At 65.3% G+C, this 22,017-nt stretch carries 21 protein-coding genes; 11 read left to right on the top strand and 10 right to left on the bottom strand.

Annotated features, from left to right (window positions below; genetic code table 11):
- Positions 1 to 129: 129 nt before the first annotated feature.
- From pta to CCONF_RS10285, 3 genes are all read left to right on the top strand, one after another.
- Entirely contained in the window at positions 130 to 1,506 is a 1,377-nt protein-coding gene (pta, locus tag CCONF_RS10295; RefSeq protein ID WP_290223416.1) for a phosphate acetyltransferase, read from the top strand.
- Positions 1,507 to 2,727 (top strand): acetate kinase, encoded by a 1,221-nt coding sequence (locus CCONF_RS10290; RefSeq protein WP_290223413.1) that lies wholly within the window; start codon positions 1,507 to 1,509, stop codon positions 2,725 to 2,727.
- A gap of 139 nt (positions 2,728 to 2,866) precedes the next feature.
- Positions 2,867 to 3,745: a hypothetical protein gene (locus tag CCONF_RS10285; protein WP_290223411.1), complete on the top strand. Its 879-nt coding sequence runs from the start codon at positions 2,867 to 2,869 to the stop codon at positions 3,743 to 3,745.
- Between the two features lie 141 nt (positions 3,746 to 3,886).
- Here the strand turns inward: CCONF_RS10285 and CCONF_RS10280 are convergent, their stop codons facing one another.
- From CCONF_RS10280 to CCONF_RS10270, 3 genes are read right to left on the bottom strand one after another with little or no spacing between them, the layout of a single operon-like run.
- Complete coding sequence (locus CCONF_RS10280; protein ID WP_290223409.1) at positions 3,887 to 6,295, bottom strand: serine/threonine protein kinase; 2,409 nt, start codon at positions 6,293 to 6,295, stop codon at positions 3,887 to 3,889.
- On the bottom strand, positions 6,288 to 7,337 hold the full coding sequence (locus CCONF_RS10275) for a glutamate ABC transporter substrate-binding protein (RefSeq protein ID WP_290223407.1): 1,050 nt from the start codon (positions 7,335 to 7,337) through the stop codon (positions 6,288 to 6,290). Before CCONF_RS10275 ends, CCONF_RS10280 begins: the two co-directional genes overlap by 8 nt.
- Entirely contained in the window at positions 7,337 to 8,815 is a 1,479-nt protein-coding gene (locus CCONF_RS10270) for a GlnX family signal transduction membrane protein (RefSeq protein WP_435384106.1), read from the bottom strand. Before CCONF_RS10270 ends, CCONF_RS10275 begins: the two co-directional genes overlap by 1 nt.
- Before the next feature lie 105 nt (positions 8,816 to 8,920).
- Between CCONF_RS10270 and CCONF_RS10265 the strand changes: the two genes are divergently transcribed.
- The 5 genes from CCONF_RS10265 (at position 8,921) to CCONF_RS10245 (ending at position 12,351) form a co-directional block, all read left to right on the top strand.
- Complete coding sequence (locus CCONF_RS10265) at positions 8,921 to 9,436, top strand: NUDIX domain-containing protein (protein WP_290223403.1); 516 nt, start codon at positions 8,921 to 8,923, stop codon at positions 9,434 to 9,436.
- Between the two features lie 30 nt (positions 9,437 to 9,466).
- Positions 9,467 to 10,405: an ABC transporter ATP-binding protein gene (locus CCONF_RS10260; protein WP_290223401.1), complete on the top strand. Its 939-nt coding sequence runs from the start codon at positions 9,467 to 9,469 to the stop codon at positions 10,403 to 10,405.
- The gene (locus CCONF_RS10255; RefSeq protein ID WP_290223397.1) at positions 10,395 to 11,156 is read left to right on the top strand and encodes an ABC transporter permease; all 762 of its coding nucleotides are present in this window, start codon (positions 10,395 to 10,397) and stop codon (positions 11,154 to 11,156) included. The genes CCONF_RS10260 and CCONF_RS10255 overlap by 11 nt, the downstream gene beginning before the upstream one ends.
- A 27-nt stretch (positions 11,157 to 11,183) precedes the next feature.
- A complete protein-coding gene (locus tag CCONF_RS10250; RefSeq protein ID WP_290223395.1) occupies positions 11,184 to 11,438 on the top strand; it encodes an MFS transporter in 255 nt (84 codons plus the stop codon).
- A 142-nt stretch (positions 11,439 to 11,580) separates the two neighbouring features.
- Complete coding sequence (locus tag CCONF_RS10245) at positions 11,581 to 12,351, top strand: MFS transporter (protein WP_290223393.1); 771 nt, start codon at positions 11,581 to 11,583, stop codon at positions 12,349 to 12,351.
- Between the two features lie 2 nt (positions 12,352 to 12,353).
- On the opposite strand, the gene CCONF_RS10240 is transcribed toward CCONF_RS10245, so the two are convergent.
- From CCONF_RS10240 to CCONF_RS10215, 6 genes are all read right to left on the bottom strand, one after another.
- Entirely contained in the window at positions 12,354 to 12,791 is a 438-nt protein-coding gene (locus CCONF_RS10240; protein WP_290223391.1) for a hypothetical protein, read from the bottom strand.
- Positions 12,792 to 12,874: 83 nt separating this feature from the next.
- Positions 12,875 to 14,074, bottom strand: coding sequence for an FtsW/RodA/SpoVE family cell cycle protein (locus CCONF_RS10235; RefSeq protein WP_290223389.1), 1,200 nt, complete (start codon positions 14,072 to 14,074; stop codon positions 12,875 to 12,877).
- Positions 14,075 to 14,935: 861 nt separating this feature from the next.
- Positions 14,936 to 16,408 carry a phospholipase D-like domain-containing protein gene (locus CCONF_RS10230; protein ID WP_290223386.1) on the bottom strand — a complete coding sequence of 491 codons (1,473 nt, stop codon included), beginning with the start codon at positions 16,406 to 16,408 and terminating at the stop codon, positions 14,936 to 14,938.
- Positions 16,408 to 17,217, bottom strand: coding sequence for an exodeoxyribonuclease III (locus tag CCONF_RS10225; protein ID WP_290223384.1), 810 nt, complete (start codon positions 17,215 to 17,217; stop codon positions 16,408 to 16,410). The genes CCONF_RS10230 and CCONF_RS10225 overlap by 1 nt, the downstream gene beginning before the upstream one ends.
- Before the next feature lie 3 nt (positions 17,218 to 17,220).
- On the bottom strand, positions 17,221 to 17,967 hold the full coding sequence (locus CCONF_RS10220) for a GNAT family N-acetyltransferase, cg3035/Rv0428c family (protein WP_290223381.1): 747 nt from the start codon (positions 17,965 to 17,967) through the stop codon (positions 17,221 to 17,223).
- A 3-nt stretch (positions 17,968 to 17,970) separates the two neighbouring features.
- Complete coding sequence (locus CCONF_RS10215) at positions 17,971 to 18,594, bottom strand: peptide deformylase (protein ID WP_290223379.1); 624 nt, start codon at positions 18,592 to 18,594, stop codon at positions 17,971 to 17,973.
- On the opposite strand from CCONF_RS10215, the gene CCONF_RS10210 reads away from it, so the two are divergent.
- The 3 genes from CCONF_RS10210 (at position 18,593) to CCONF_RS10200 (ending at position 20,749) form a co-directional block, all read left to right on the top strand.
- Positions 18,593 to 18,898 carry a DUF3263 domain-containing protein gene (locus CCONF_RS10210; RefSeq protein ID WP_290223377.1) on the top strand — a complete coding sequence of 102 codons (306 nt, stop codon included), beginning with the start codon at positions 18,593 to 18,595 and terminating at the stop codon, positions 18,896 to 18,898. The genes CCONF_RS10215 and CCONF_RS10210 overlap by 2 nt on opposite strands.
- 10 nt (positions 18,899 to 18,908) lie before the next feature.
- Entirely contained in the window at positions 18,909 to 19,538 is a 630-nt protein-coding gene (locus CCONF_RS10205) for a LytR C-terminal domain-containing protein (protein ID WP_290223375.1), read from the top strand.
- A 71-nt stretch (positions 19,539 to 19,609) separates the two neighbouring features.
- Positions 19,610 to 20,749, top strand: a complete 1,140-nt coding sequence (locus CCONF_RS10200) for a glutamate--cysteine ligase (RefSeq protein WP_290223373.1) — start codon at positions 19,610 to 19,612, stop codon at positions 20,747 to 20,749.
- Here the strand turns inward: CCONF_RS10200 and CCONF_RS10195 are convergent.
- Positions 20,746 to 22,008, bottom strand: a complete 1,263-nt coding sequence (locus CCONF_RS10195) for a glycosyltransferase 87 family protein (RefSeq protein WP_290223370.1) — start codon at positions 22,006 to 22,008, stop codon at positions 20,746 to 20,748. The genes CCONF_RS10200 and CCONF_RS10195 overlap by 4 nt on opposite strands.
- Between the last annotated feature and the right edge of the window lie 9 nt (positions 22,009 to 22,017).

The following is a 22,017-nucleotide window of genomic DNA, read 5'->3' as shown; positions in this document are numbered from 1 at the left end:
CATCTACGCGAATCGGAAAAATGGGCATTCTGAAGTAGGGTAGAGGAGGTCACTAAACAAATTACTGAGTGATATGCAGCACTTTTGCTGTGAATATTGCCCCGTGACAGCGAATGAAAGGTTCGTCGCATGTCTAATGCTCGTTCTGTCCTTGTCAGTGTCGTAGGTCGTGATTTTGCCGACCTCAACCTTGCGGAAACTGCCCACCAGCTAGACGCGCAGCTGCGCACTCTGGATGAGCTCAACCCGAAGCTCGCCGACGTCGTCGCTGCGGAACTTACCGCCAACGGCCCCGTAGTTATTCAGGGCACCGGCGACACCCACTTCGACTCCGTAGCTGCCGCCGCCGTCGGCGTGCCGCTGCTGTTCGTAGCCGAGCAGGAAAAGGGCGCGGCCGAACTTGCGGTCCGCCACGCCAAGGACGTGCAGGCGACCGTTGCCGGCGTTGTCACCCCGGACCAGCTCCAGGACGGCGAGGCGCTGGCCCGTCAGATTAACCTCAACGTCGAGCCGGTCATGTCCGCTCCCGTCTTCGAGCAGCAGCTGCTAGGCCAGGCCAAGGCCGCCGGCGCCCACGTCGTGCTGCCGGAGGGCGACGACGACCGCATCCTGCTGGCGGCTGGCCAGCTGCTGGAAAAGGGCATCGTCAAGCTCACCATCCTGGGCAACACGGACTCCATTGCCACCCGCGCCGGCGAGCTGGGCGTGGATCTGACCGACGCCACCATCATCGACCACCTGACCTCCCCGCTGGCCGAGGAATTCGCTGCCGACTTCGCCGAGCTGCGCAAGAAGAAGGGTGTTACCCTCGAGCAGGCCCGCGAGACCATGCAGGACATCTCCTACTTCGCCACCATGATGGTCCACAAGGGCCTGGCCGACGGCATGGTCTCCGGCGCGGCACACACTACCGCCCACACCATCAAGCCTTCCTTCCAGATCATCAAGACCGCCCCGGAGGCCTCCGTGGTCTCCTCCATCTTCCTGATGGTCATGCGCGGCCGCCTGTGGGCCTTCGGCGACTGTGCGGTCAACCCGAACCCGACCGCCGAGCAGCTCGGTGAGATCGCCGCCGTCTCCGCGAAGACCGCGGCCCAGTTCGGCATAGACCCGCGCGTGGCCGTGCTGTCCTACTCCACCGGCACCTCCGGCTCCGGCCCGGACGTGGACCGCGCCGTGGCCGCCGTGGAGGCCGCCCGTCAGATCAACGGCGACCTCAAGGTCGACGGCCCGCTGCAGTTCGACGCCGCCTGCGACCCGGGCGTGGCCAAGAAGAAGATGCCCGACTCCGAGGTCGCCGGCCAGGCCAACGTCTTCATCTTCCCGGACCTGGAAGCCGGCAACATCGGCTACAAGACCGCGCAGCGCACCGGTGGCGCCCTGGCCGTGGGTCCGATCCTGCAGGGGCTGAACAAGCCGGTCAACGATCTGTCCCGTGGCGCTACCGTCCCCGATATCGTCAACACCGTCGCTATTACCGCTATCCAGGCAGGAGGCAACGCCTAAATGGCCTACGTTCTAGTACTTAACTCCGGCTCTTCCTCCATCAAGTTCCAGGTGGTGAACCCGGAGAACGAAGCCACCGACGCTCCGCTGGTCACCGGCCTGGTCGAGCAGATCGGCGAGCCGAACGGTGCCATCAACGTCACCGTCAACGGCGAGAAGATCCGCGAAGAGCTGGAAATCCCCGACCACACCGCGGGCCTGAAGCGCGCCTTCGAGATCATGGAAGACAACCAGGTCGGCCCCACCCAGCTCGAGCTCATCGCCGTCGGCCACCGTGTCGTCCACGGCGGGCGCCTGTTCAGCGAGCCGCAGCTGCTCGACGAGCAGATCGAGTCCATGATTGAGGATCTCATCCCGCTGGCCCCGCTGCACAACCCGGCCAACCTGGACGGCATCCGCGTCGCGCGCGCCATCCTGCCGGACCTGCCGCACGTCGCCGTCTTCGACACCGCCTTCTTCAACCGCATGGCCCCGGCCGCCGCGCTGTACGCCATCAACAAGGAAGTCGCGACGAAGTACGACATCCGCCGCTACGGCTTCCACGGCACCTCCCACGAGTTCGTCTCGCAGCAGGTCCCGAAGCTGCTGGGCCGCGATCCGGGCCACACCCACCAGATCACGCTGCACCTGGGTAACGGTGCCTCCGCCGCCGCGATCTCCAACGGCCGCGCCATCGACACCTCGATGGGCCTTACTCCGCTGGCCGGCCTGGCAATGGGTACCCGCTCCGGCGACATCGACCCGGGCATCATCTTCCACCTGTCCCGCCAGGCGGGCATGTCCATCGACGAGATCGACAAGCTGCTCAACAAGCAGTCCGGCGTGAAGGGCATTTCCGGCGTCAACGACTTCCGCTTGCTGCGCGAGCGGATTGAGAACGAGGACTCCGACGCTTGGCTGGCGTACAACATCTACATCCACCAGCTGCGCCGCTTCATCGGTTCCTACATGATTGCGCTCGGCCGCGTCGACGCCATCACGTTCACCGCCGGCGTCGGTGAGAACGACACCGAGGTCCGCCAGGACTCCCTATACAACCTGGACATGTACGGCATCCACTTCGACAAGGAAGCCAACCTGGTCCGTTCCAAGGAGCCGCGCATGATTTCCACCGCGGACTCCCCGGTCAAGGTCTTCGTGGTCCCGACCAACGAGGAGCTGGCCATCGCGCAGAAGTCCGCCGAGATCGCTGCCATGGCACGCGAGGCCGGCCTGTACTAGCACCTTGTGCTGCCGCACGCCACTTGAGCGTGCCCGCGACTGTGGATAACTAGGGCCCGCGCCCAGTTATCCACAGTTTTGCTGTATCCGGGCCAGGCTGGCCTAGACCGGGGCTTGCGCTTCCGGTCAGGATGGCGGTATGAAGCTGACTAAGACCCGTACCGCTAATGTCCACTGCACCCGCCTCGCGCCGCAAGTGACTGTCGACGCGCAGGCTTATACCTCATTACCCGTCCACGAGCAGACCCGGCTGCGCTGCCTGGCCGCCGCGCTCAGCGCCCACCGCGCGGTGCTGGCCGCCTGCTCGGCCGCTCGCGTCCACCGGCTGTGGGTGCTCAGCGCCCGCGGGGAGGAGGACATAGAACTCGCACTGGCCGGCGGCACCGTCCCGCCCAACGCGCAGGTCCCGCCCGGGTGGCGCTACCGCAAGATGAAGCTGCCGCCGGGCGATATCGTCTCGGTTTCTGCTGAGGAAGGAGCCCCGAGCGTCAGAGCTACGAGCCCGGCCCGCACCGTGGTGGACCTGGCCCGCTTGCACGGCTTCGTGCGCGGGCTGGTGGCCGCCGACAGCTACCTGGCCCGCGGTTATGAGCGCGCCGCGCTGGAGGCCGTGGCCGCCCGGCTCAAGGGCACACGGGGGATTGGCCAGGCCCGCCAGGTCATTGAGGCCGCGATCGGCGTCTCGGAGTCGCCGTACGAGTCGCTCGCCCGCGGCCTGCTCATCCACAGCGGGATGGCGCAGCGCCACCGCGTCGAGCCGCAGGCCCGGATCGGAGCTTTCCGCGTGGACCTGCTCATCGATGGCTGGCTGGTCCTCGAGGTGGACGGCGCCGCCAAATACGACGGGCAGACCTACGGCCGCGCGGTCGAGGACGTCATCCGCTCCGAGCGCGACCGCGAGGTCTACCTGCAAAACCAGGGCTTCGTGGTCCGCCGGGTAACACCCCGGGGGCTCTTCTGCGAATACGCCGAGTTCATGGAGATGCTGACCACCACGTTGCGGCGGGCGGGGAGGTAAGGACCCGGATAATTATCGCCCTCTGCACAAAGGTCGATAATTCCAAAACTCAAAACAGCTGGTCAAAGGGTTAAGGTGAAGGTTGCGGACTAGCCCGGCGGCAAAGGTCGATAAGTTCCCCGTACTCGGCCCCAAACGAAACTAGAACGTCGTTACCGGCCGCACTTGGTTCGCCAGGTCGACCAGCGCGTAGCGGTGCCGGGAGAAGGGGGCCTGGCGGGCGAGCGCGCGGAGCGTGTCGGCGAGCCCGTAGCGCAGTCCGCGCTGGGTGAAGGCGTACTCGAACAGGTCGTTCGGGCTGGCGGCGTGCGTGAGCTGGTGATCTCGCAGGAACGTCAGCCCGGCGGAGAGCACGGCGACCTTGATCTGCAAAAAGCGCGGCTCGTTCGTGGGGATCTCCTCCAAGCGGCGGGCGGCGCGGCGCACGCGGGGCTCGGTCAGGGAGTGGGAGATGAGCTGCAGAACCGTCGTCAGCCGCGCCATGCGCTGGTGGCGGGAGGCGTTGGGCACGCGGTCGAGGGTGTTGACGGACATCTCCACCTGGTGCTCGGCGCGTAGTTGGCGGGCCAGGCCGAAGGCGGAGGAGACGGTGGTCGGGTTGGTGGCCCAGACCAGGCCGTAGAGGCGCATCGAGTTAAACCGCAGCACGCCGGGGTCCTGGGTGATGTGTTCCCAGAGCTCGGGTTGGCCGGCGAAGTCCTCGTCGGGCAGGTCGCCCAGGCTGAGGTCTTGGCCCGCGCAGGCGCGGGCGACCTTCGGCATGAGCAGGGAGGAGCCGTCGTAGCCCAGCTGCTGGAGGAGCAGCTCGTTGATAGCGGCCAGCGCCAGCTTCGGCGCGGCCTCGCCGGGCAGGAGGCTGAGCACGGTGGAAAAGTGCTTTTGCGCCTCGGCGTAGTCGTCCAGCAGCAGCGCGGTCACGCCGGAATACCACTCGAAGCGCCAGTCGCCGCCCAGGCGCTGCTCCAGCGAGGACAGCCAGCTGCGGGCCTGGCCCGTGTAGCCGAGGTCGAGCATGGAGCGCACCACGCCCAGGGGGATTTCGGCGGACTGCTCGTATTCGTCGGCCTGCATCGCCTGGCGGAGTGTTTCCAGGGCCTCCTGCGGCTCCGTATAGGACGCGCCCTGTAGCAGCGCGGCGCCGACGTCGCTGCGGTCCAGCAGCGGGGTCGGGAGGGCGGAGACCACTTCGGGGGCGGTGGTCCGCACGGTGCGGTCGATGCCGTCGATGAGTTGGTCCGTGCGGAAGACCAGGTGCTTGGTGCCGAAGGTGGTACGTTGCGGCGAAAACAGCGAGTGCTGGGAGGGGTGCTGGACGCCGTCGCGGACGGCGATGACCTCGCGCAGCACGCCGTAGAGCTGCGTGCGCAGCTCGCCCAGGTTGTTAAAGCGCTTGTCCGGGTCGCGTTCGGTGGCGCGCAGCAGCAGCCGATAGAAGGACAGGTGGCGGCGGAACTGCGGCTCCTTCGCCGGGCTCGGCAGCCCGGGCAGGTAGATGCCGTCCTCGCTGGGAAGGTCGATGGTCAGCGCCGCCAGGGTGCGGCCGATGGTGTAGATATCGCTGGCCACTGACGGCCCCTTGGTGGACACTTCGGGGGCCTGGAAGCCCTGCGTGCCGTATATGAAGCCGTAGGCGCCGATCCCGGAGACCGCGCCCAGGTCGATGAGCTTGACCTGGTCCTCGGTGACGATGATGTTGTCGGGCTTCAAGTCGTTGTAGACCACTCCGCGCGAGTGCAGGTAGTCCAGGGCCGGCAAGAGCTCCAGGATATAGGCGATGGCGATGTCGATGGGCAGCACCTTGCCCGGCTGCGCGTTGCGGCGGCTGCGCAGGGAGGGCCCGCCCGCGTATTCCATCACGATGAAGCCGCCAGGCACGCGGGCGTCGTCGATGAAGTTGAAAATCTTCACGATGCCCGGGTGCGTGATGTCCGCCAGGAACTCGCGCTCGGCGGCCGCGGCGGCGGTCTCGTCCTCGGACTTGTGGGCCTGCATGCCCTTGAGCACGACCACGCGCCCGGAGACGAAGTGGTCGTTGGCCAGGTAGATCCAGCCCATTCCGCCATGGGCGATAACGCCCAAGATCTCGTACTGGCTGGCCACCATGTCGCCGGGGCTAAGCTGCGGGCGTGGCATCTTTTTGCGCTCGACGACTTCGTCCACGTCGAGCAGCGCCTGGCGTGGGTTGCTGGGGGAGACGAACGGCAGGTGGACCATGCCGTCGGCGACCTCGCGGTCGCGGCGGCGGGTCGCGCGCCTAGAGCGGAAGGTGTCGAGCGCCTTCTGGCGGGAGCGCTGCGAGGTATCCGCCACCTGCTGCGAGTCGCGCGCCTTCTTGTCGCGCAGGTTGCCCAGGTCCTTGATCAGCGCGGCGATGTTGTCGGAGTCCGCGGCGAATTCGTCGTCTTCGTCGTCCGCGAAGGGGTCGAAGGCCACGGCGGCGGTGCCGGTCTCGCCTTCGTCATCGGCGAAGGGATCGAAGGGCACGGCCGCGGTGGCGGCGTCCAGGTCGGAATCCGGGCCCGGTTCCAGGTGATCGGAGCGATCAGTCATTGCGTGCCTCCTCGGAATCGTCTGCGGGGTCTTCGCTGCGGTAGTCCAGGGCCGGCGGGCTGGCAGGGGCGAGGTAGGGGCCGAACCACTCGTTGTAGAGGCGCGCCCACGTGCCGTCGCGGCGCAGCCGCTCCAGCGTGGAGTTGACCTGCCGGACCAGTGGGCGGGTGTCGTCTCCCGGGCGGGATTTCTTGATGCCTACGCCGTAGGAATCGGTGGACATGGGCTCGCCGACGATCTCGGTGTAGGAGTCCTGATCCACCATGCCGGACAGGAGCGTGTCGTCGGTGATGACGGCGTCGGCCTGGCTCAGCTGCAGGGCCATGAGGCAGTCGCCCCAGGAGCGGGTGATCAAAAGCTGGGCGTCGGGCAGGTGGAGGCGGGCCTGATTGAGCGAGGTCGAGCCCGCGGTGGCGCAGACCCGCTTGCCAGCGGTGGACTCGAGCGAGTCGATGCCGCTGGACTTTAGTGCCAGCAGGCGCGTGGAGGCGTCGAGGTAGGGCGTGGAAAACTCCACTTGCTTTTGGCGCTCTTCGTTGATGGTCATGGTGCGGACCACCATGTCGACCTCGCCGGACTCCAGTGCGTCCACGCGCTCGGCCGAGGAGAGGAAGCGGAAATCTACCTTGGACGGATCGTCGAAGATATCGCGAGCGATCTCGTGGGCCAGGTCGACCTCGAAGCCGCTCATCTGCCCGGTGGTGGTGTCGCGGTAGCTAAGCAGGTTGTGCGACTGGTCCACGCCGACAATCACCCGGCCGCGCTTGACAATGTCAGGAACCCGCTCTTTGGCGTCCTTGTCGTCCGGCCGCCAGGAGCCCGCGGGGTTGCCGCGGGAGTCCGCGTCGGCGGCTTCGGCATCGGCGGGCTCGTAGTAGGCGCCGGCGGGCAGCGGGGGACCGGGCTTTTCCCGCTGCGTGTGGTCGGGGAGGATGCGGTCGATCTCGTTGGTCGGGGCGAGCTCGGCCGAGTGGCTTACGCAGCCGGCCAGCAGTAGCGGGAGGCTGAGGAGCGCGGGCAGGGCTTTCGTGCGCTTTAGCATTAGAGGTACTCCTGCACTCGGGCGCGGATGCCCAGCCAGACCGAAATCACCGCGGCCACGGTCAGCAGCATGACCGCGCTGGAGACCAGCGTCATGGCGGTCAGGCCCTCCTGGATGTGCAGGCGCATGGCGCGCCGGGCATCGGTGATGAGCTGGTCCAGGGTGCTGTCGAGCTCGTTGAAGGAGCTGGCGGCGCTGGTGGGTGAGGTCTCCCCGGGCAGCGTGTCGCCCGGGTTGGGGTCGGTGGCCAGGAAGATGGCGTCGTCGTAGCGGCCCTCGCTGAGCGCGTTGAGGAGCGCCTCGTGGGACTGCGCCCAGCGCTCCAGCGAGTGCTGGGCGCCGCGGATTAGGTCGTCGCGGTCAAGCTCGGACTCGGTGGTGATCGACTCGGAGGCCGCGTAGTCCTCCAGCGCGCGGGAGATGGATTCGGTGGTCTCGTCGAAGGTCACGGCGGTCTTCTGCTCTGACTGACGGTTGACCAGGGCCAGAGTCTCCGAGGTGCGCGCCTGCTGCGCGGCGATGCGCGAATTGGTCAGCGCGTCCCACGGACGGGAGGCGTCCTCGAAGCCCTGCATGCCGGCGGACCAGGTCGCCAGGTTGGACAGGCCCACCCACAGCACCGCCAGGGTGAGCAGTCCGGTGGCGGTGACAAAGCCGCGGTTGAAGCGGCGCCGGGTTAGCCGCCATAGCCACCACTGCGCCAGCACCAGGAAGAAGACGGCGGCCACCAGGCCGGACAGCGGTACCCACTGGGGGCGGGTGAGCTCGCGGCGCTCGTCCGAGACCTTCTGGCTGGTCAGCTGGAAAAGCTCGTCGGCGGCGGGCAGGATCTCCTCGCGCATCAGCGTCGAGGCGTTGGACATATAGGCGCTGGCCACAGCGTTGCCGGCGCGGTGGTTGGAGCGGGCAGTTTCCACCATGGAGGTATAGACCGGCAGCTCGCGCTGGATGAAGCCGACCAGGTCCCGGATGCGTTGGTCGTCGTCGGAGGTGCCCAGGATGGACTCGGTGGCGGCTACCGATGCCCGGTCGATCGCGTCGTTGTACTTCTGCCGGTTCACGTCCGATTCGACGCCGGCCTGGACGAAGCCGGTGGTGGCCACGGTATCCGCCAGGGAGAGGGAGGTGTAGAGGTTGTGGGCCGAGTTCGACATCGGCTCCGTGGTGGACAGCAGGGTGTCCAGGTTGTCCTGCCGGGCGGCCGAGGAATTGGACATGGAGATGCCGGCCGCGGCGATGGCCAGGGTGAGAATCACCGTGACGGTGAAAAGCTTGCCGGGGGTGGTCTCCAAGAAGGACCAGATGCGGCGGGCCAGGCGCGCGGGCCCGGCGAAGGTGGACATCGCCAGGTGGGTGGCCGGGTTGAAGGCAGGGTCTGCTGGGGCCGTGAGGTCGTCGAGCCAGTGGTCGCCCCCGGCGAACTGGGAGTCGTGCTCGGTGGGTTGGGTCGACTTAGGTTTCCTGCGGCGTGGCCGCATCAAGCTGGGTGCCCCGGAACCGGTCATTCATCTAGAATAGCCTTTCCGCTGTGTGCTACGCCACCTGTCCACGGGGTTTTGCCAAAAGTTATAGCATGGAGGGTGATGAATGTGGCAGGCAAACCCGAAAGCGGCGACGGCTGGGCAGCGGGCCCTGGCGGCAAACCCGCCTGGGGACTCTACGGCGCGGCCGGTCTCTTCCTGCTGGCCGAGGGCCCGCGGGTCCTGCTCCAGCACCGCGCGCAGTGGACCCATCAGGGCGGCACCTGGGGGATCCCCGGCGGCGCGCGGGACTTGCACGAAACCGCCAGCCAGGCGGCGGTGCGCGAGGCGGTCGAAGAATGCACCATCGACCCGGGGGACATAGAAATTATTGATGAGATTGTTACCGCCGGCCCCTACCCGGCCAACCCCGCGCGCCCAGAGCTGCCTGGCGGCTGGACCTATACCTCGGTCCTGGCCCGGACCAAGACCGGAAATCTGCTGGACACCGTGCCTAATGAGGAATCGCTGGAGCTGCGCTGGGTGCCGCTCGGTGAGGTCGAACAGCTGCCGCTGCTGACCGCCTTCCGCTCCGCTTACGCGGATTTGTGCCGCGCGGCGCGTGCCTTGGGCAGGTAAAACCGACCGAATTGTGGCACGCTAGTGGGCATGATTGAAGTGAACGGGCTGACTAAACAGTATAAGTCGGTCCGCGCCGTCGATAACTTAAGTTTTACGGTCAACCCCGGAATGGTGACCGGCTTCTTGGGACCCAACGGTGCGGGCAAATCCACCACCATGCGCATGATCTTGGGCTTGGATAGGCCGACGGCGGGCACGGCCCGCATCGGCGGCAAGAGCTACCGGGAGATGAAGAACCCGCTGCGGGAGGTCGGCGCGCTGCTGGATGCGAAGGCCGTGCACCCGAACCGCTCGGCAGCCAACCACCTGAAGTGGATGGCGCAGTCCAACGGCATTCCCACCCGCCGCGTGGACGAGGTGCTGGGCTTGGTGGGCCTGTCCGACGTGGCCGGCAAGAAGGCCGGCGGCTTCTCGCTGGGCATGGGGCAGCGCCTGGGCCTAGCCAGCGCCCTGCTGGGCAACCCGGGCGTGCTGATCCTGGACGAGCCGGTCAACGGCCTGGACCCGGAGGGCATCCGCTGGGTGCGCGACCTGCTCCAGGCGCTCGCCCAGGAAGGCCGCACCATCCTGGTGTCCTCGCACCTTTTGTCGGAGATGTCCATGACCGCCGACCACCTGGTGGTCATCGGCCGCGGCCAGCTGGTGGCCAACCAGTCCACCTACGACTTCATCAAGGAGCACGCCGCCTCGCAGGTTATCGTCCGCTCCGAGTACCTAGACGCGTTCACCAACGCGCTGGAGGAGGAGAACATCACCTACCAGCACAGCCAGGACCAGGAGGGCCGGCCCACGCTGGTTATCCCGGAGCAGGCCACGGACCTTATCGGGCAGCTGGCGTACTCGGTGGGCGTGCCGCTGAACGAGCTCACGCTGCACCGCGCCTCGCTGGAGGACGCTTTCATGGAAATGACCGGCCACGCGGTCCAATACCACGGCCAGATTGAGGGGGCTGACGATGCTCGTTAATACTTTGCGCGCAGAGTGGACCAAGCTGATTACCACGCGGTCGTTCTGGCTCACCAGCGCCGTGTTCTTCCTGCTGACCTGGGGCTGGAGCGCCCTGAACGCGTCTGTTACCCGGCAGACGCCGGAGACCGCCATGTTCCTGACCCCGGAGTCCTCGGCCACCGCCGTCTGGATGCTGGGCCTGCCGGTGCTGATGATCCAGTCCATCATGATCATCACCACCGAATACCGCTACAACATCCAGACCAACGTCTACATGGCCAACCCGAACCGCCCGATGGTGGCGGTGGTCAAGCTGGTCATGTACGCGGTAATTTCCGCTCTTTTGGTATTCATCGCGCTGGTGGGAGTCTACCTGCTCACCCAGGCCATTGCCGGCGAGGTCGCCCCGGATTATGACCCGTGGAACAGTGAGAGCGCCCGGCGCTTCCTTTGGGTCTACCCGCTGGTGATGGCGGCGATGGTGCTGTTCTCCCAGGGCATGGGCCTGTTGCTGCGGCAGACTGCCGGCACCGTGGCCATCTGCTTGATCCTGAACCTGGGCATCGACCAGTTCATCGGGCAGCTGCCGAAAATTGGTGAGCACATCGCCCCGTTCATGCCGTTTACGGCCTTGCAGAACTGGATCTTTGAGACCGTGCCGGAAAAGGCGGTGTGGGACGCCAACTGGATGAACCTGGTTATCTTCCTGCTGTGGGCCGGTGGCCTGTGGCTGCTGGGCGTTTTCCTGCTGCAAAAGCGCGACACCTAAGGCCTGCACGGTTTAGTCTAGGAAACCGTGCCCTATTCACTTCTTCTGTCCCTGGCGCTGCTGTCGGCCACGGCCGCCTTCGCCACGGATGTGTACCTGCCGGTCATGCTCGCCATCGCGGCGGAGTTCGGGGTGGCGGATGCGTGGGTCCAGCTCACGCTGACCGCGTTCTTCGTCGGCCTGGCGGCGGGCCAGCTGTTTTTCGGCCCGCTTTCCGATGCCCTCGGGCGCAAGACCCTGCTCCTGTTCGGCGCGGTGGGGCGGTGGCCGCATCGGTGCTAGCGGCGCTGGCCCCCAACATCGGGGTGCTGGTCGCGGCCCGCTTCCTGCACGGCCTGGGCGGCGGGGCCTGCGTGGTGCTCTCTCGCGCGGTGGTGCCGGACCTTTTGGCCGGCAAGGCCGCGGCCCGGGCTTTTCTTTGCTCATGGCCATCCAGGCCATCGCGCCGGCGCTCGCCCCCATCATCGGCGGCCTGCTGGCCGAGCCCATCGGCTGGCGCGGCATCTACTGGGTGCTGGTGGGCCTGCACGTGGTGCAGCTGCTCCTGGCGTGGCTGGTCGTGCCGGAAACCGGCGGCCGGAACCGGCAGGGCCGCCTGCTGGGCCAGGTGCTGGGCAATTACGCCACGGTCCTGTCCCACCCGGCGATCCTGGGCTACCTGGGCTCGATGTCCTTCGGCTTTAGCGCGATGTTCTGCTACATCTCCGCCTCGCCCTTTGTCATTCAGGACGTGCTGGGCTTTAGCCCGGCCGGCTACTCGCTGGTCTTCGCGGTGAATTCGCTGGGCCTGTTGGCTGCGAACCTGGTGAATATGCGGCTGGTGGACAGCCACGGCCCGAAGGTGATGCTGCGCGCCGGGGTGGGTTTAAGCGTCTGCGCGAACGCGGTGCTCCTGGCCACCATCTCGCTGGGGGCCGGCGGCGGGGTGGTGCTGGTCGCGCTGTTTTTCTGCGTTGCGCCCACCGGGTTCATCATGGGCAATTCCGCGGCCCTGGCCACGGGCCTGCGCCGGGATAAGGCCGGTTCGGTCTCGGCCGTGATGGGCGGGGTCCAGTCACTGCTGGGCGGGCTGGTTAGCCCGCTGATGGGGCTGGGCAGTGATCGTCTGCTGACGATGTCACTGGGCATGTGCGCCTGCGCGGGCGTGGCGGCGGCCGCCGCCTTGGCCGCCACGCGCTGGCATGTGGGCGAGTAGTTTTACTTCTTGCCCTTGCCCAGGGCGATAAGGGCCAGGCCGATGGCCAGGATCCAGCTGTCCTTGGCGATGGCGGTGCCGTCCTCGGACGGGCTGATGCCGTCGTCCTGGGTCATGTTGTCGTTGTTGAAGTACAGGGTCAACAGACCGGAGGAGAAGCCAGTCAGGGCCAGGCCCGCCAGGCGGTTCGGGATGAACGGGGCCAGCAGGGCGCCGCCGACGCCAATCTCCGAGTAGGAGATGAACTTGCCGAAGGTATCCGGATCCATATCGCCCAGAGCCGGGACGCCGGTGGCGGCGAAGTCACGCAGGCCAGCCGCGCTTTCCCCGCGCAGGCCCAGCTTGCCGATGCCGGAGTTGAGGATGTATGCGCCCGGGATAGCGCGCAGCACGACGGAGGCGAGACGGTGGCCAAGGGTCGGCTTGGAAGACTTGGACATGATGCTCCTTATAAAAAGCGAACGGGGATTGAACTTTCTGCTCCCCACTCTAGCAATGTTGATGCGTCACTGATGGGCGTGACTTAGGAGCTGCTCTTTTCATAGTGGGAAATGCGGAGAAGTAAGGCGAGCATGATGTAGTTCGCGATGATGGAAGATCCTCCGGCGGACATAAAAGGAGTGGTTAGCCCGGTCATGGGGATGAGTCCGGAGATACCGCCAGTGATGATGAAGACTTGGAGGGTAAGGGTGAGTCCGAATCCAGCGGTCATCAGTTTGGTGTAAGTATGGGAAGCGCGGAGGGCGATCCGAAAGATGCGAGAGCTAAGCAAGGAAAAAATAAGAAGCACGCCCGCAAGTCCGAAGAGTCCGAGTTCTTCCCCGACAGCACCGAGAATGAAGTCGGAATGGGCTAGGGGAATGAGTTCGGGGTGACCGCTACCCAATCCCGAACCGGTTATCCCGCCACTGGAGAGTCCGAAAAGGGACTCCGAGAGTTGGTTGCCGATGGTGTAGTAGTTTGCCAATGGATCGCGCATATTAGATACGCGCTGCTGGATCTTGTCGGAAACCGCATAAATTAGGACCGAACCGACGGTTGTCAGAGCTATACCGATGAGCAGCCATGATACTCGTGCGGTGGCGATATAAAGCATGCCGAGGACGGTTAGGAAGAACAGTAGTGCTGGGCCGAAGTCATTGGAGGCCCCCATGATAAGCAGTACTAGTGCCCATACGAGAAAGATCGGGGCGAGGTCCCGCAGGCGTGGGAAACTAAGGGGGCCAATCTTAGTTCCAGCAATGGTGAACAGGGCGCGTTTCTGAGTAAATAGAATTGCAAAGAAAAGGATAAATAGTATCTTGGCGAATTCACCGGGTTGGATGGAGAAGGGGCCAAGCTTTAGCCAAATTCGGGCATCCGCAGCAGTAGGTTGTGGCCATACCAGTGGTAAAGCTAGAAGGATTAACCCGGTTAGTCCCGCAATGTGGGAAACGCGGGCAAGAGAACGCGGGTTGCTTATAAACAAGAGGAAAACCGCGCAGGCAAGGCAGCCGACCAGAGTCCAGAGGATCTGCCGGCCGGCCAGCTCTTTGCCGGTAGAAGCGTCTAAGCGAATGATAAATATCAATCCGAGACCGTTAAGCGTCGCGCACAGCGGGAAAAGGAGCTGGTCTGCGTCAGGTGCAAAACGGCATAGCAGCAGGTGAATAGCAAGCAAGCTGACGGAATAGATTCCGAGCAGCTTATACAAATGTTCCGGTGAAGCATCTGCATACCGCATGCTAAGAACGGCACTACACGTTAGAACCAGAACGGCTTGACAGGCCAGTAGGCTAAGCTCGATCCGGCGGGCGCGAGCTGAATGCGGTACTGTAGTCCCTGGTAAATTCAAGGATTGATAACTTATGAGCTTCATGGACGAGAAGTTAGGTCCTAGCAGAGGCGGATTTTGTCACTTGTTACGGTAGTGCGATAGTCGGTGACGACTTTGCCGTAGTAGCGTCCGTTTCCAGCGCACTTTGCAGCCGTCCGAATTGTCATGTTGTTGTGGCCGCCCGTGCCAGATAGATATTTATCGGGAATAATACCGGGTCGCTCCTTGTAGAGCTCAAGTCGAAAACCGGCTGTGTGGGAACACCCGGCTCGCTGGCCCTGGACTCCGACCCAAGGGGTGGAGGGATTTTGGCTGGGGTGCCACACGGCAACGTAGCAGGAGCGAATCTGATTAGTGCCGGGCCCAGAAGCTTTGTTGGGATTTGCGAAGAAGGTCAGGGAGTCTTCGGTCTCATCAGGGATTTCGACCAAGGTTACCTCAGGGTTATTTTGTAGTTCTTCCAGGCTGTACGAGACACCTTCTGGGCTGAAAAACTCCTCGTCGAATTCCTGGGCAGTTGCTGAGGTTGCGGTGAAAAGACTTCCGAGGACTAGTGCAGAGGCTAGAAGGCCGTTTGCTTTACGGAGGGGGGAACAAAGAATACTCCTTAAGAGAGGGGACGCTCGGGGTAGGTAATCCCGATGGAAACGTCTCAGCAAAGGTTACTGAAAAATTAAGACAAACGTATTAGGGGGTAATTTTTTCCGGAAAAGTAGACGGTGTTCAAGGCAGGACATTTGTACCGGGGGTAATTTTATTCATAGCGGCTTATTGCAGCGCCGAGGTCAGCCGCATGACGTTGTCCACGTAGCGGCGGAAGAAGCCGCGGGTGTTCCACTCCTCGAGGGTCAGCTCGTGGGAGACGCCGCGGTAGTTGGCGGCTAGCTGGTTGAGCTGGTCGATGAGGTCGCCGCGGGCTACCAGCATGGTGGACTCGTAGTTTAATCCGAAGGAGCGCATGTCCATGTTGGAGGAGCCGAACATGGCCAGCGGGTAGGTGGAGGTATTGGCCGGCTCGTCCGGGTCGGCGAGGGTGAACTTGGAGTGCAGGACGTAGGGCTCGGGGAATTGGTAGATGTGGACGCCGGCTTCTAGCAGGGTCTGGTAGTAGGAGGATTGGGCGTGGTTGACCATGAACTGGTCGGCCTTGGCGGAGACATAGAGCTCCACCCGCACGCCGCGGTAGCAGGCGGTGGTGACGGCCTCCATGAGGGACTCGTCCGGGACGAAATAGGGCGAGACCATCACCAGGCGCTCCTTGGCGTGGTGCACCACGGAGTTGAACATGCGCAGGTTCGGCTCCGTGGTATAGCCCGGACCGGAGGGGATGAGTTGCAAGAAGTTGGCGTCCGCGTCCCAGGCGTCGTCGTAGGGTAGTTCTTTCAGCCCCAGGGTCTCGTTGGACTCCAGGTACCAGTCCACGGCGAAGACGGCAGCCAGGGAGGTGACCACCGGGCCGGTTAGCTCGACCATGTAGTCGATCCAGGCGCGGTCCTCGGTCTTGTACTGGCGCTTGATAATGTTCAGTGAGCCTAGGAAGCCGGTATGGCCGTCGATGACCACGAGCTTGCGGTGGTTGCGCAGATCAGGCCGGCGGAAGCGGAATTTGTGCAGCTGGATGGGTAGCATGAGGCGCCAGTCGACGTCGATGGCGTTGAGCTTCTTGCCGAAGCTGAAATAGCCCGGGTACTTGATGCTGCCTATCTGATCGAGTAGCAGCTTGACCTCCACCCCGCGCTTCCGGGCGCGGGCCAGGGACTGGTAGAAGACGTCGGTGGCCTCGTCCCAGGACTGGATGTAGATTTCGACGTAGACGTATTCCTCGGCGGCATCGATAGCGCGGGCAATCGCCCGGATGCACTCGTCGTAGTCCGCGTGCAGGCCCTGGTTGTGGCCGACCAGGCAGGGGAAACCGGTCAGCTCGCGGTTGAGGTGGATGAGGGATTCAACCTCCGAGGGCAGGCGGTCTTCCGGGTGATCCGGGGTGGCGGCGGTGATGTCGTCTATCATCTCGTTCGCCTCCTGCTGGATGCGGTGGCGGCGCCGGTTGATATACGGCGAGCCCATCAGTAAAAACAGCGGCAGGCCCACGAAGGGCAGCAACAGGATGGCCAGCAGCCAGGCATTCGAGCTGGACGGGCGGCGGCCCTCCGGGACAATGCCGATGGCGACGGCCTTGATGACGTAGTCCAGCACCATGAAGAAGGCCTGCCAGAAGGTCAGATCAATGCTGAGGCTCATTAGCGCACCGCGTCGAAGTCCGGAAGGTCGTAGTCCGCCATCAGCAGCACGTGGTCGGAGGTGCCCTTCTCCGCGCGCTCGGCCATGTCGACCGCGGCGGAGCGCACCCGCTCGGCCAGCGGCTGCGAGGCCAGCTGGAAGTCGATGCGCATTCCCTCGCCCTTCTGGAAGCGCATGCCCTTGTAATCGAAGTAGGTCCAGCGCTCCTCGCGGGTGAACTGGCGCGTGACCTCCTGGGTGCCGGCCTCCAGCAGCATCTGGAAGGCGGCGCGCTCGGGCTCGGTCACGTGGGTCTTGCCCCGGAAAACGGACAGGTCCCAGACGTCTTCGTCGCGCGGGGCGACGTTGAAGTCCCCGGTCAGCAGCAGCTTGCGGTGGGAGCGCTGCTCCACGTAGCGCGCCAGCGCATAGTAGAACTGCAGCTTGTAGTCGTAGTGGCGATCGGTGATCTCGCGGCCGTTGGGGAAATACAGGCTCCAGATCTCCACGCCGCGGATGACCACGCCCAGCGCGCGGGCCTCCGGGGCCTGCTCCTTGTCCGGGTCTTTGGCGAAGCCGGGCTGGCCGGGGAAGCCCTCGTAGGTCTCCTCCGGGGCCTGCTTGCTGATAATGGCCACGCCGTTCCACTGGTTCAGGCCGTGCCGGGCCACGTGATAGCCGGCGTCTTCGAAAACCTGGGTCGGGAATTTGTCATCGGCCACCTTGGTCTCTTGCAGGCATAACACGTCGATGTCGTGGGCGTCCATCAGGGCCAGTGCGCGCTCGGCCCGCGTGCGGACGGAGTTGATGTTCCAGGTGGCTATGCGCATGATTTACAGGGTAGCGAACCGGCGCCGATGGTGCTCATCCAGGCCGCACTCGGCCGCAATCGCGCGGGCGGGGGCATCCGGGACCTCCAGGACCACCACCGCGCGGCTCGCGCCCTGGGTCCGGCCCCAGCGCAGCTTCTCGCGCAGCTCGGCCGTGCTGGCCGGGGCGGTAGGTACAACCACCCACACCGTGTCGTCGCCGGCAGTGCCCAGGGCGGCGGGCGCGGTGTCGGTGTTTTCGGCGCTGGTCTCGTCGGGCAGCTCGCCGACGTAGCAGACCAGTTCCGGGCCCACCGGGCGGGAGTGCGGCAGGCCGTTTTTGCCGATGCGCTCCGGCAGCAGCAGGCGCGGGCCGGCGTGGTCCAGGATCTCGGTGGCCGGCATGGGGGTGAAACCGGCCGAGGGGCCCAGTGGCACCGAGCCGGAGGCGCGCATTAGCCACTGCCCGTCCGCCGACCACTGCTGGTGGGCCTCCGGGTAGGCGTTTGCGATGGCCTCCTCGACGCGGCGGATATCCGAGTTGCGGATGGTGCGAGGGGAGAGCTTCTTGATGATCTTCAGCTCCCCCGGGGCGATTTCCACTGCCTCCTTGTCGGAGGGGTAGCCGCCCACCTGCTGCGGGCGGATGACCAGCGGGTCGAGGCTTTGCACGTGCCCGATGACGTCGCTTTTGACCCCGCCGGCGTATTCGCGCCGGGCCACGACCCGGTCGCCTACCTCCACCGAGTCGGAGCGAAACGCGAAGCCCACGGCCTAGTCCTCACCGTCCGTGTGGCCGAAGGGATCCTCGTCCACGCCCGGGGTCCAGGTCAGCCCGGCGACGTTCCAACCCTCGCGCTTGATGGCCTTCTTGGCCGCGCGCTTGTAGCGCCCGATGAGGGTGTCGGTGTAGACGTACCCGTCCAGGTGGCCGACCTCGTGCTGCAGGCAGCGGGCGAAGAAGCCGTAGCCCTCGACGGTGATGTCGTTGCCGTTTTCGTCCTGGCCGGTCACCCGCGCCCAGTCGGCGCGGCCGGTGGGGAAGGACTCGCCCGGCACGGACAGGCAGCCTTCGTCGTCGGAGCCGTCGTCCGCCGGCATGGTCACGGGGATGTCGGAGGTCTCCAGCACCGGGTTGATGACGCAGCCGCGGCGCATCCCGCCGTCTTCCTTCTCCGTGCCGTCGGGGCCGTCGGTGTCCGGGCAGTGGTAGACGAACAGGCGCTTGTTGATCCCGATCTGGTTGGCGGCCAGCCCGACGCCGTGGGCCGCGTCCATGGTCTCGTGCATATCGCGAATGATCTGCTGGAACTCCGGGCTAGCGATGTCTTCCATGACTTTTTCGGTGGGGTGATGCAGCACGGGGTCGCCGTGGATCACGATGGGGCGAATACTCATGTTCTACAGTTTAAGCATGTCCGCGCAATCTGACCTACCCGACCTGTCTGGCCTATCCGAGCAGGACGTGGCCATTCTAGACTTCGAGGCGCACGCCCCGCGCGCCGTCGGGCGCAAGGAAGAGGCCATCCGCGCCCAGCTGGATCTAACGCCGGTGCGCTACCACCAGCGCCTCAACGCGCTGTTGGATCTGCCGGCGGCGCAGGAATACGCGCCGGTGCTGGTGGGCCGGCTGCGGCGGGTGCGCAGCCAACGCGAAGAAATTCGGCGCGCCGCGCAACAAAATGAAACTCCTGGGGTTTAAAGTTAGTTCTGTGACTAATGTGAATCAGGAGAAGAACGACGCCACCTCGACCAGTCTGCCCCTGCGCGGTTTCGCGATGGTGCTCATCGCCGTCGCCGTCGTGCTGGGCCTGTGGGCCCTCTACGCCCTGACCCAGGGCGGCGGGGACGAAGAGTCCAACCCGGCCGCCGCCACCTCTTCCGCCCCCGCCGGCGGCGCGGAGGGCCCGACCACCTCCGCGTCCGCGTCCAGCCAGGAGAAGAACGCCGACGCCGAGCGCAGCAGCGATGCCCCGTCGCCGGCCCCGACCGAGGACTCCGCCCCGGCGGCGGGTCAGCCGGAGCAGGCCAACCCGGCCCCGGCCGAGCAGCCGGCTCCGAAGAAGGTCAGCGTGTTGAATAACTCCATGACTCAGGGCCTGGCCGATCGCGTCTCCCGCGACCTGGAGGGCAAGGGCTACGAGCTAGGCGAGGTCGGCAACTTCCCCGAGGAAGTCCTGCCGGAGACCACCGTCTTCTTCCCCAAAGGCGACGCGGCCGCGGAGGCCGAGGCCCGCAAGATCGCCTCGGGGCTGGGTGGCATCGCCCGCGAGAACATCGACAGCCTGCCGGACAAGGCCACGGAAGGCCGCGGGCTGACCGTGGTGGTCACCGACGCCTAAATACGCGTAAAGAAAGAATTAAAAGGCGCGGCAGCTAACGGATTCTAACGCCGAATAGATACGATTGACGCGTGAAGATCCCGGAAGAAAAATTCGCGCGCTCCGCCGAGCCCACCCTGGGCGTGGAGTGGGAGATCGCGCTGGTGGATCCAGCCACGCGGGATTTCGTCCCGCGTGGCGCCGAGCTCATCGACCGGGTCCGTGCCGCGCACCCGGACGTCCGCCTGGAAAAGGAATTCCTGCAAAACACCGTCGAGCTGGTCACGGGGATCACCCACACCGTGCCGGAGGCTATGGCGGATCTAAGCGGCACCCTGGACAAGGTCCGCGCCGTGGCAGACGAGATGGGGGTCAAGCTGTGGTCCTCCGGAGGGCACCCGTTTTCCGACTTCCGCGAAAACCCGGTCTCGCAGAAGCAGGCCTACAGCGAAATCATCAACCGCGCCCAGTACTGGGGCCAGCAGATGCTGCTGTGGGGCACCCACGTCCACGTCGGGATCAGTCACGAGGATAAGGTCTGGCCGATCATCAACGCGCTGATGACCACGTACCCGCACCTGCTGGCCATCTCCGCCTCCTCCCCGGGCTGGGAGGGGATCGATACCGGCTACGCCTCTAACCGAACCATGCTCTACCAGCAGCTGCCCACCGCCGGCATGCCGTACCAGTTCTCCACCTGGTCCCAGTGGCAGGACTACATGCGGGATCAGGCGATCTCCGGGGTCATTAACCACACCGGCTCCATGCACTTCGACATCCGGCCGGCCTCCAAGTGGGGCACGGTCGAGGTGCGCGTCTCCGACGCCACGAGCAATCTGCGCGAGCTCTCCGCCATCGTCGCCCTCACCCACTGCCTGGTCGTCCACTACGACCGCATGCTGGAGGCCGGGGAAGAGCTGCCCACCCTGCAGCCGTGGCACGTGGCCGAGAACAAGTGGCGCGGGGCGCGCTACGGCATGGACGCGCTCGTCATTACCTCGCGGGAGACGGACGAGCGCTGGGTCAAGGACGAACTGGCCGATCTCCTAGAGGAACTAGCCGACCTAAGCCGCGAGCTGGGCTGCGGGGAAGAGCTGCAGCTTATCAGCGAGATCATCGACGGCGGCGCCGGCTACGAGCGCCAGCGCGCCATCTTCGAATCCACCGGCAGCTGGGTCGGCGCAGTCGACTTAGCCTGCCAGGAGATGGAGAACAAGCGCCCGGTGCGCTAGACCGCGCGGTGCCGGCCGGTGACCACGGGCAGGTCCTGGGTGTCTGGGCCCTCGTCGACCTGGGCGCGCGGGATGAGCCGGTAGATGACGTAGACCAGCATGAAGACGATGGGCGAGCAGGAAAACACCAGCGCAGGCCAGGTGCCCTCCAGCCCGTCCAGGGTGCGGTAAGCAAACCAGGGGAAGCTGCGCTGCCCCACGAACGGGGCCAGGACCAGGCAGAGCCCGGCGACGGAGACCAGCCCGACTACCTGCTCGCGCAGGACGGTGCCGCGCAACTTGCGGCCCAGGGTCTGGTTGATCCAGGCGAAAAAGCCGATGCTCAGCGGCACCACCCAGACGAAGTGGTGGTACCAGCTAAACGGGGAGACCAGGCAGGAGCTCAAGCCCGTAAAGGCCAGCGCCAGCGTGTTGTTCCCGCTGCGGCTGGCCAGGTAGACCGCGGCGCAGGTCAGCACGAAGACGACCACGACAACGCCCAGCCAGACCGGCCCGCCGGCCACGCCGAAGGCGCGCTCCAGCACCGAGCGCAGCGCCTGCGCACCCGGGTTGGTGTGCGCGCCCACGCGCGAGGACTCGAACATCGACTCGGCCCAAAAGCGCATGCCGTCGCCTACCACCGCCAGGCCCACCACCACGGTGGTCAGGAAGGTCAGCACGCAGATTACCGCGTGCCACCAGCGGCGCTGGATGACAAAAATCAGGCCCATATACGCCGGGGTGAGCTTCAGACCGGCGGCCAGGCCGGTGCCGATCCCGGCCAGACGGAACTTCCGCGGCAGGAAATCGAGCGCGACCAGAAACATCAAGAAGACGTTGATCTGGCCGTAGAAGGCCGTGCCGTGGATGGGCTCCAGGTTGACGGTGGTCAGGGTGAATACCAAGAAAACGACAACCCCGAGCACCCCCAGCCGCAGGCCGCGCTCCCGCAGTGCCAGGGCGACAACGGCAAAGAGCGCCAGGAAGGTCGCGCCGTGCCACAGCGCCATGGTCGCGTTGTCGCTTAAGGGATCGAGGCCGGCGAAGACGACGCCGGCGAACGGGGGATAAGTGAAGGGGAGATCAAAAACAAGCGGGCCGTCGTAGAGCGGCTGCCCCTGGGCGACCTCCGCACCGCCTTTGAGGTAGATCGCCAGGTCCAGGGGCATCCGCCACACGAAGGCGGATTGCTCCCGCACCGGGGCGATTTGGTGCCAGGCCCACCAGGTCAGGGCCACGAAAACCAGCCCGACGGTGTGCAGACCGTAGATTTTCTTCACGGTGGCGTG

The organism is Corynebacterium confusum (genome assembly GCF_030408715.1).
Taxonomy (GTDB): domain Bacteria; phylum Actinomycetota; class Actinomycetes; order Mycobacteriales; family Mycobacteriaceae; genus Corynebacterium; species Corynebacterium confusum.
The sequence above is the reverse complement of the archived record's forward strand: the minus strand, read 5'-3'. Positions and strand labels throughout refer to the sequence as shown.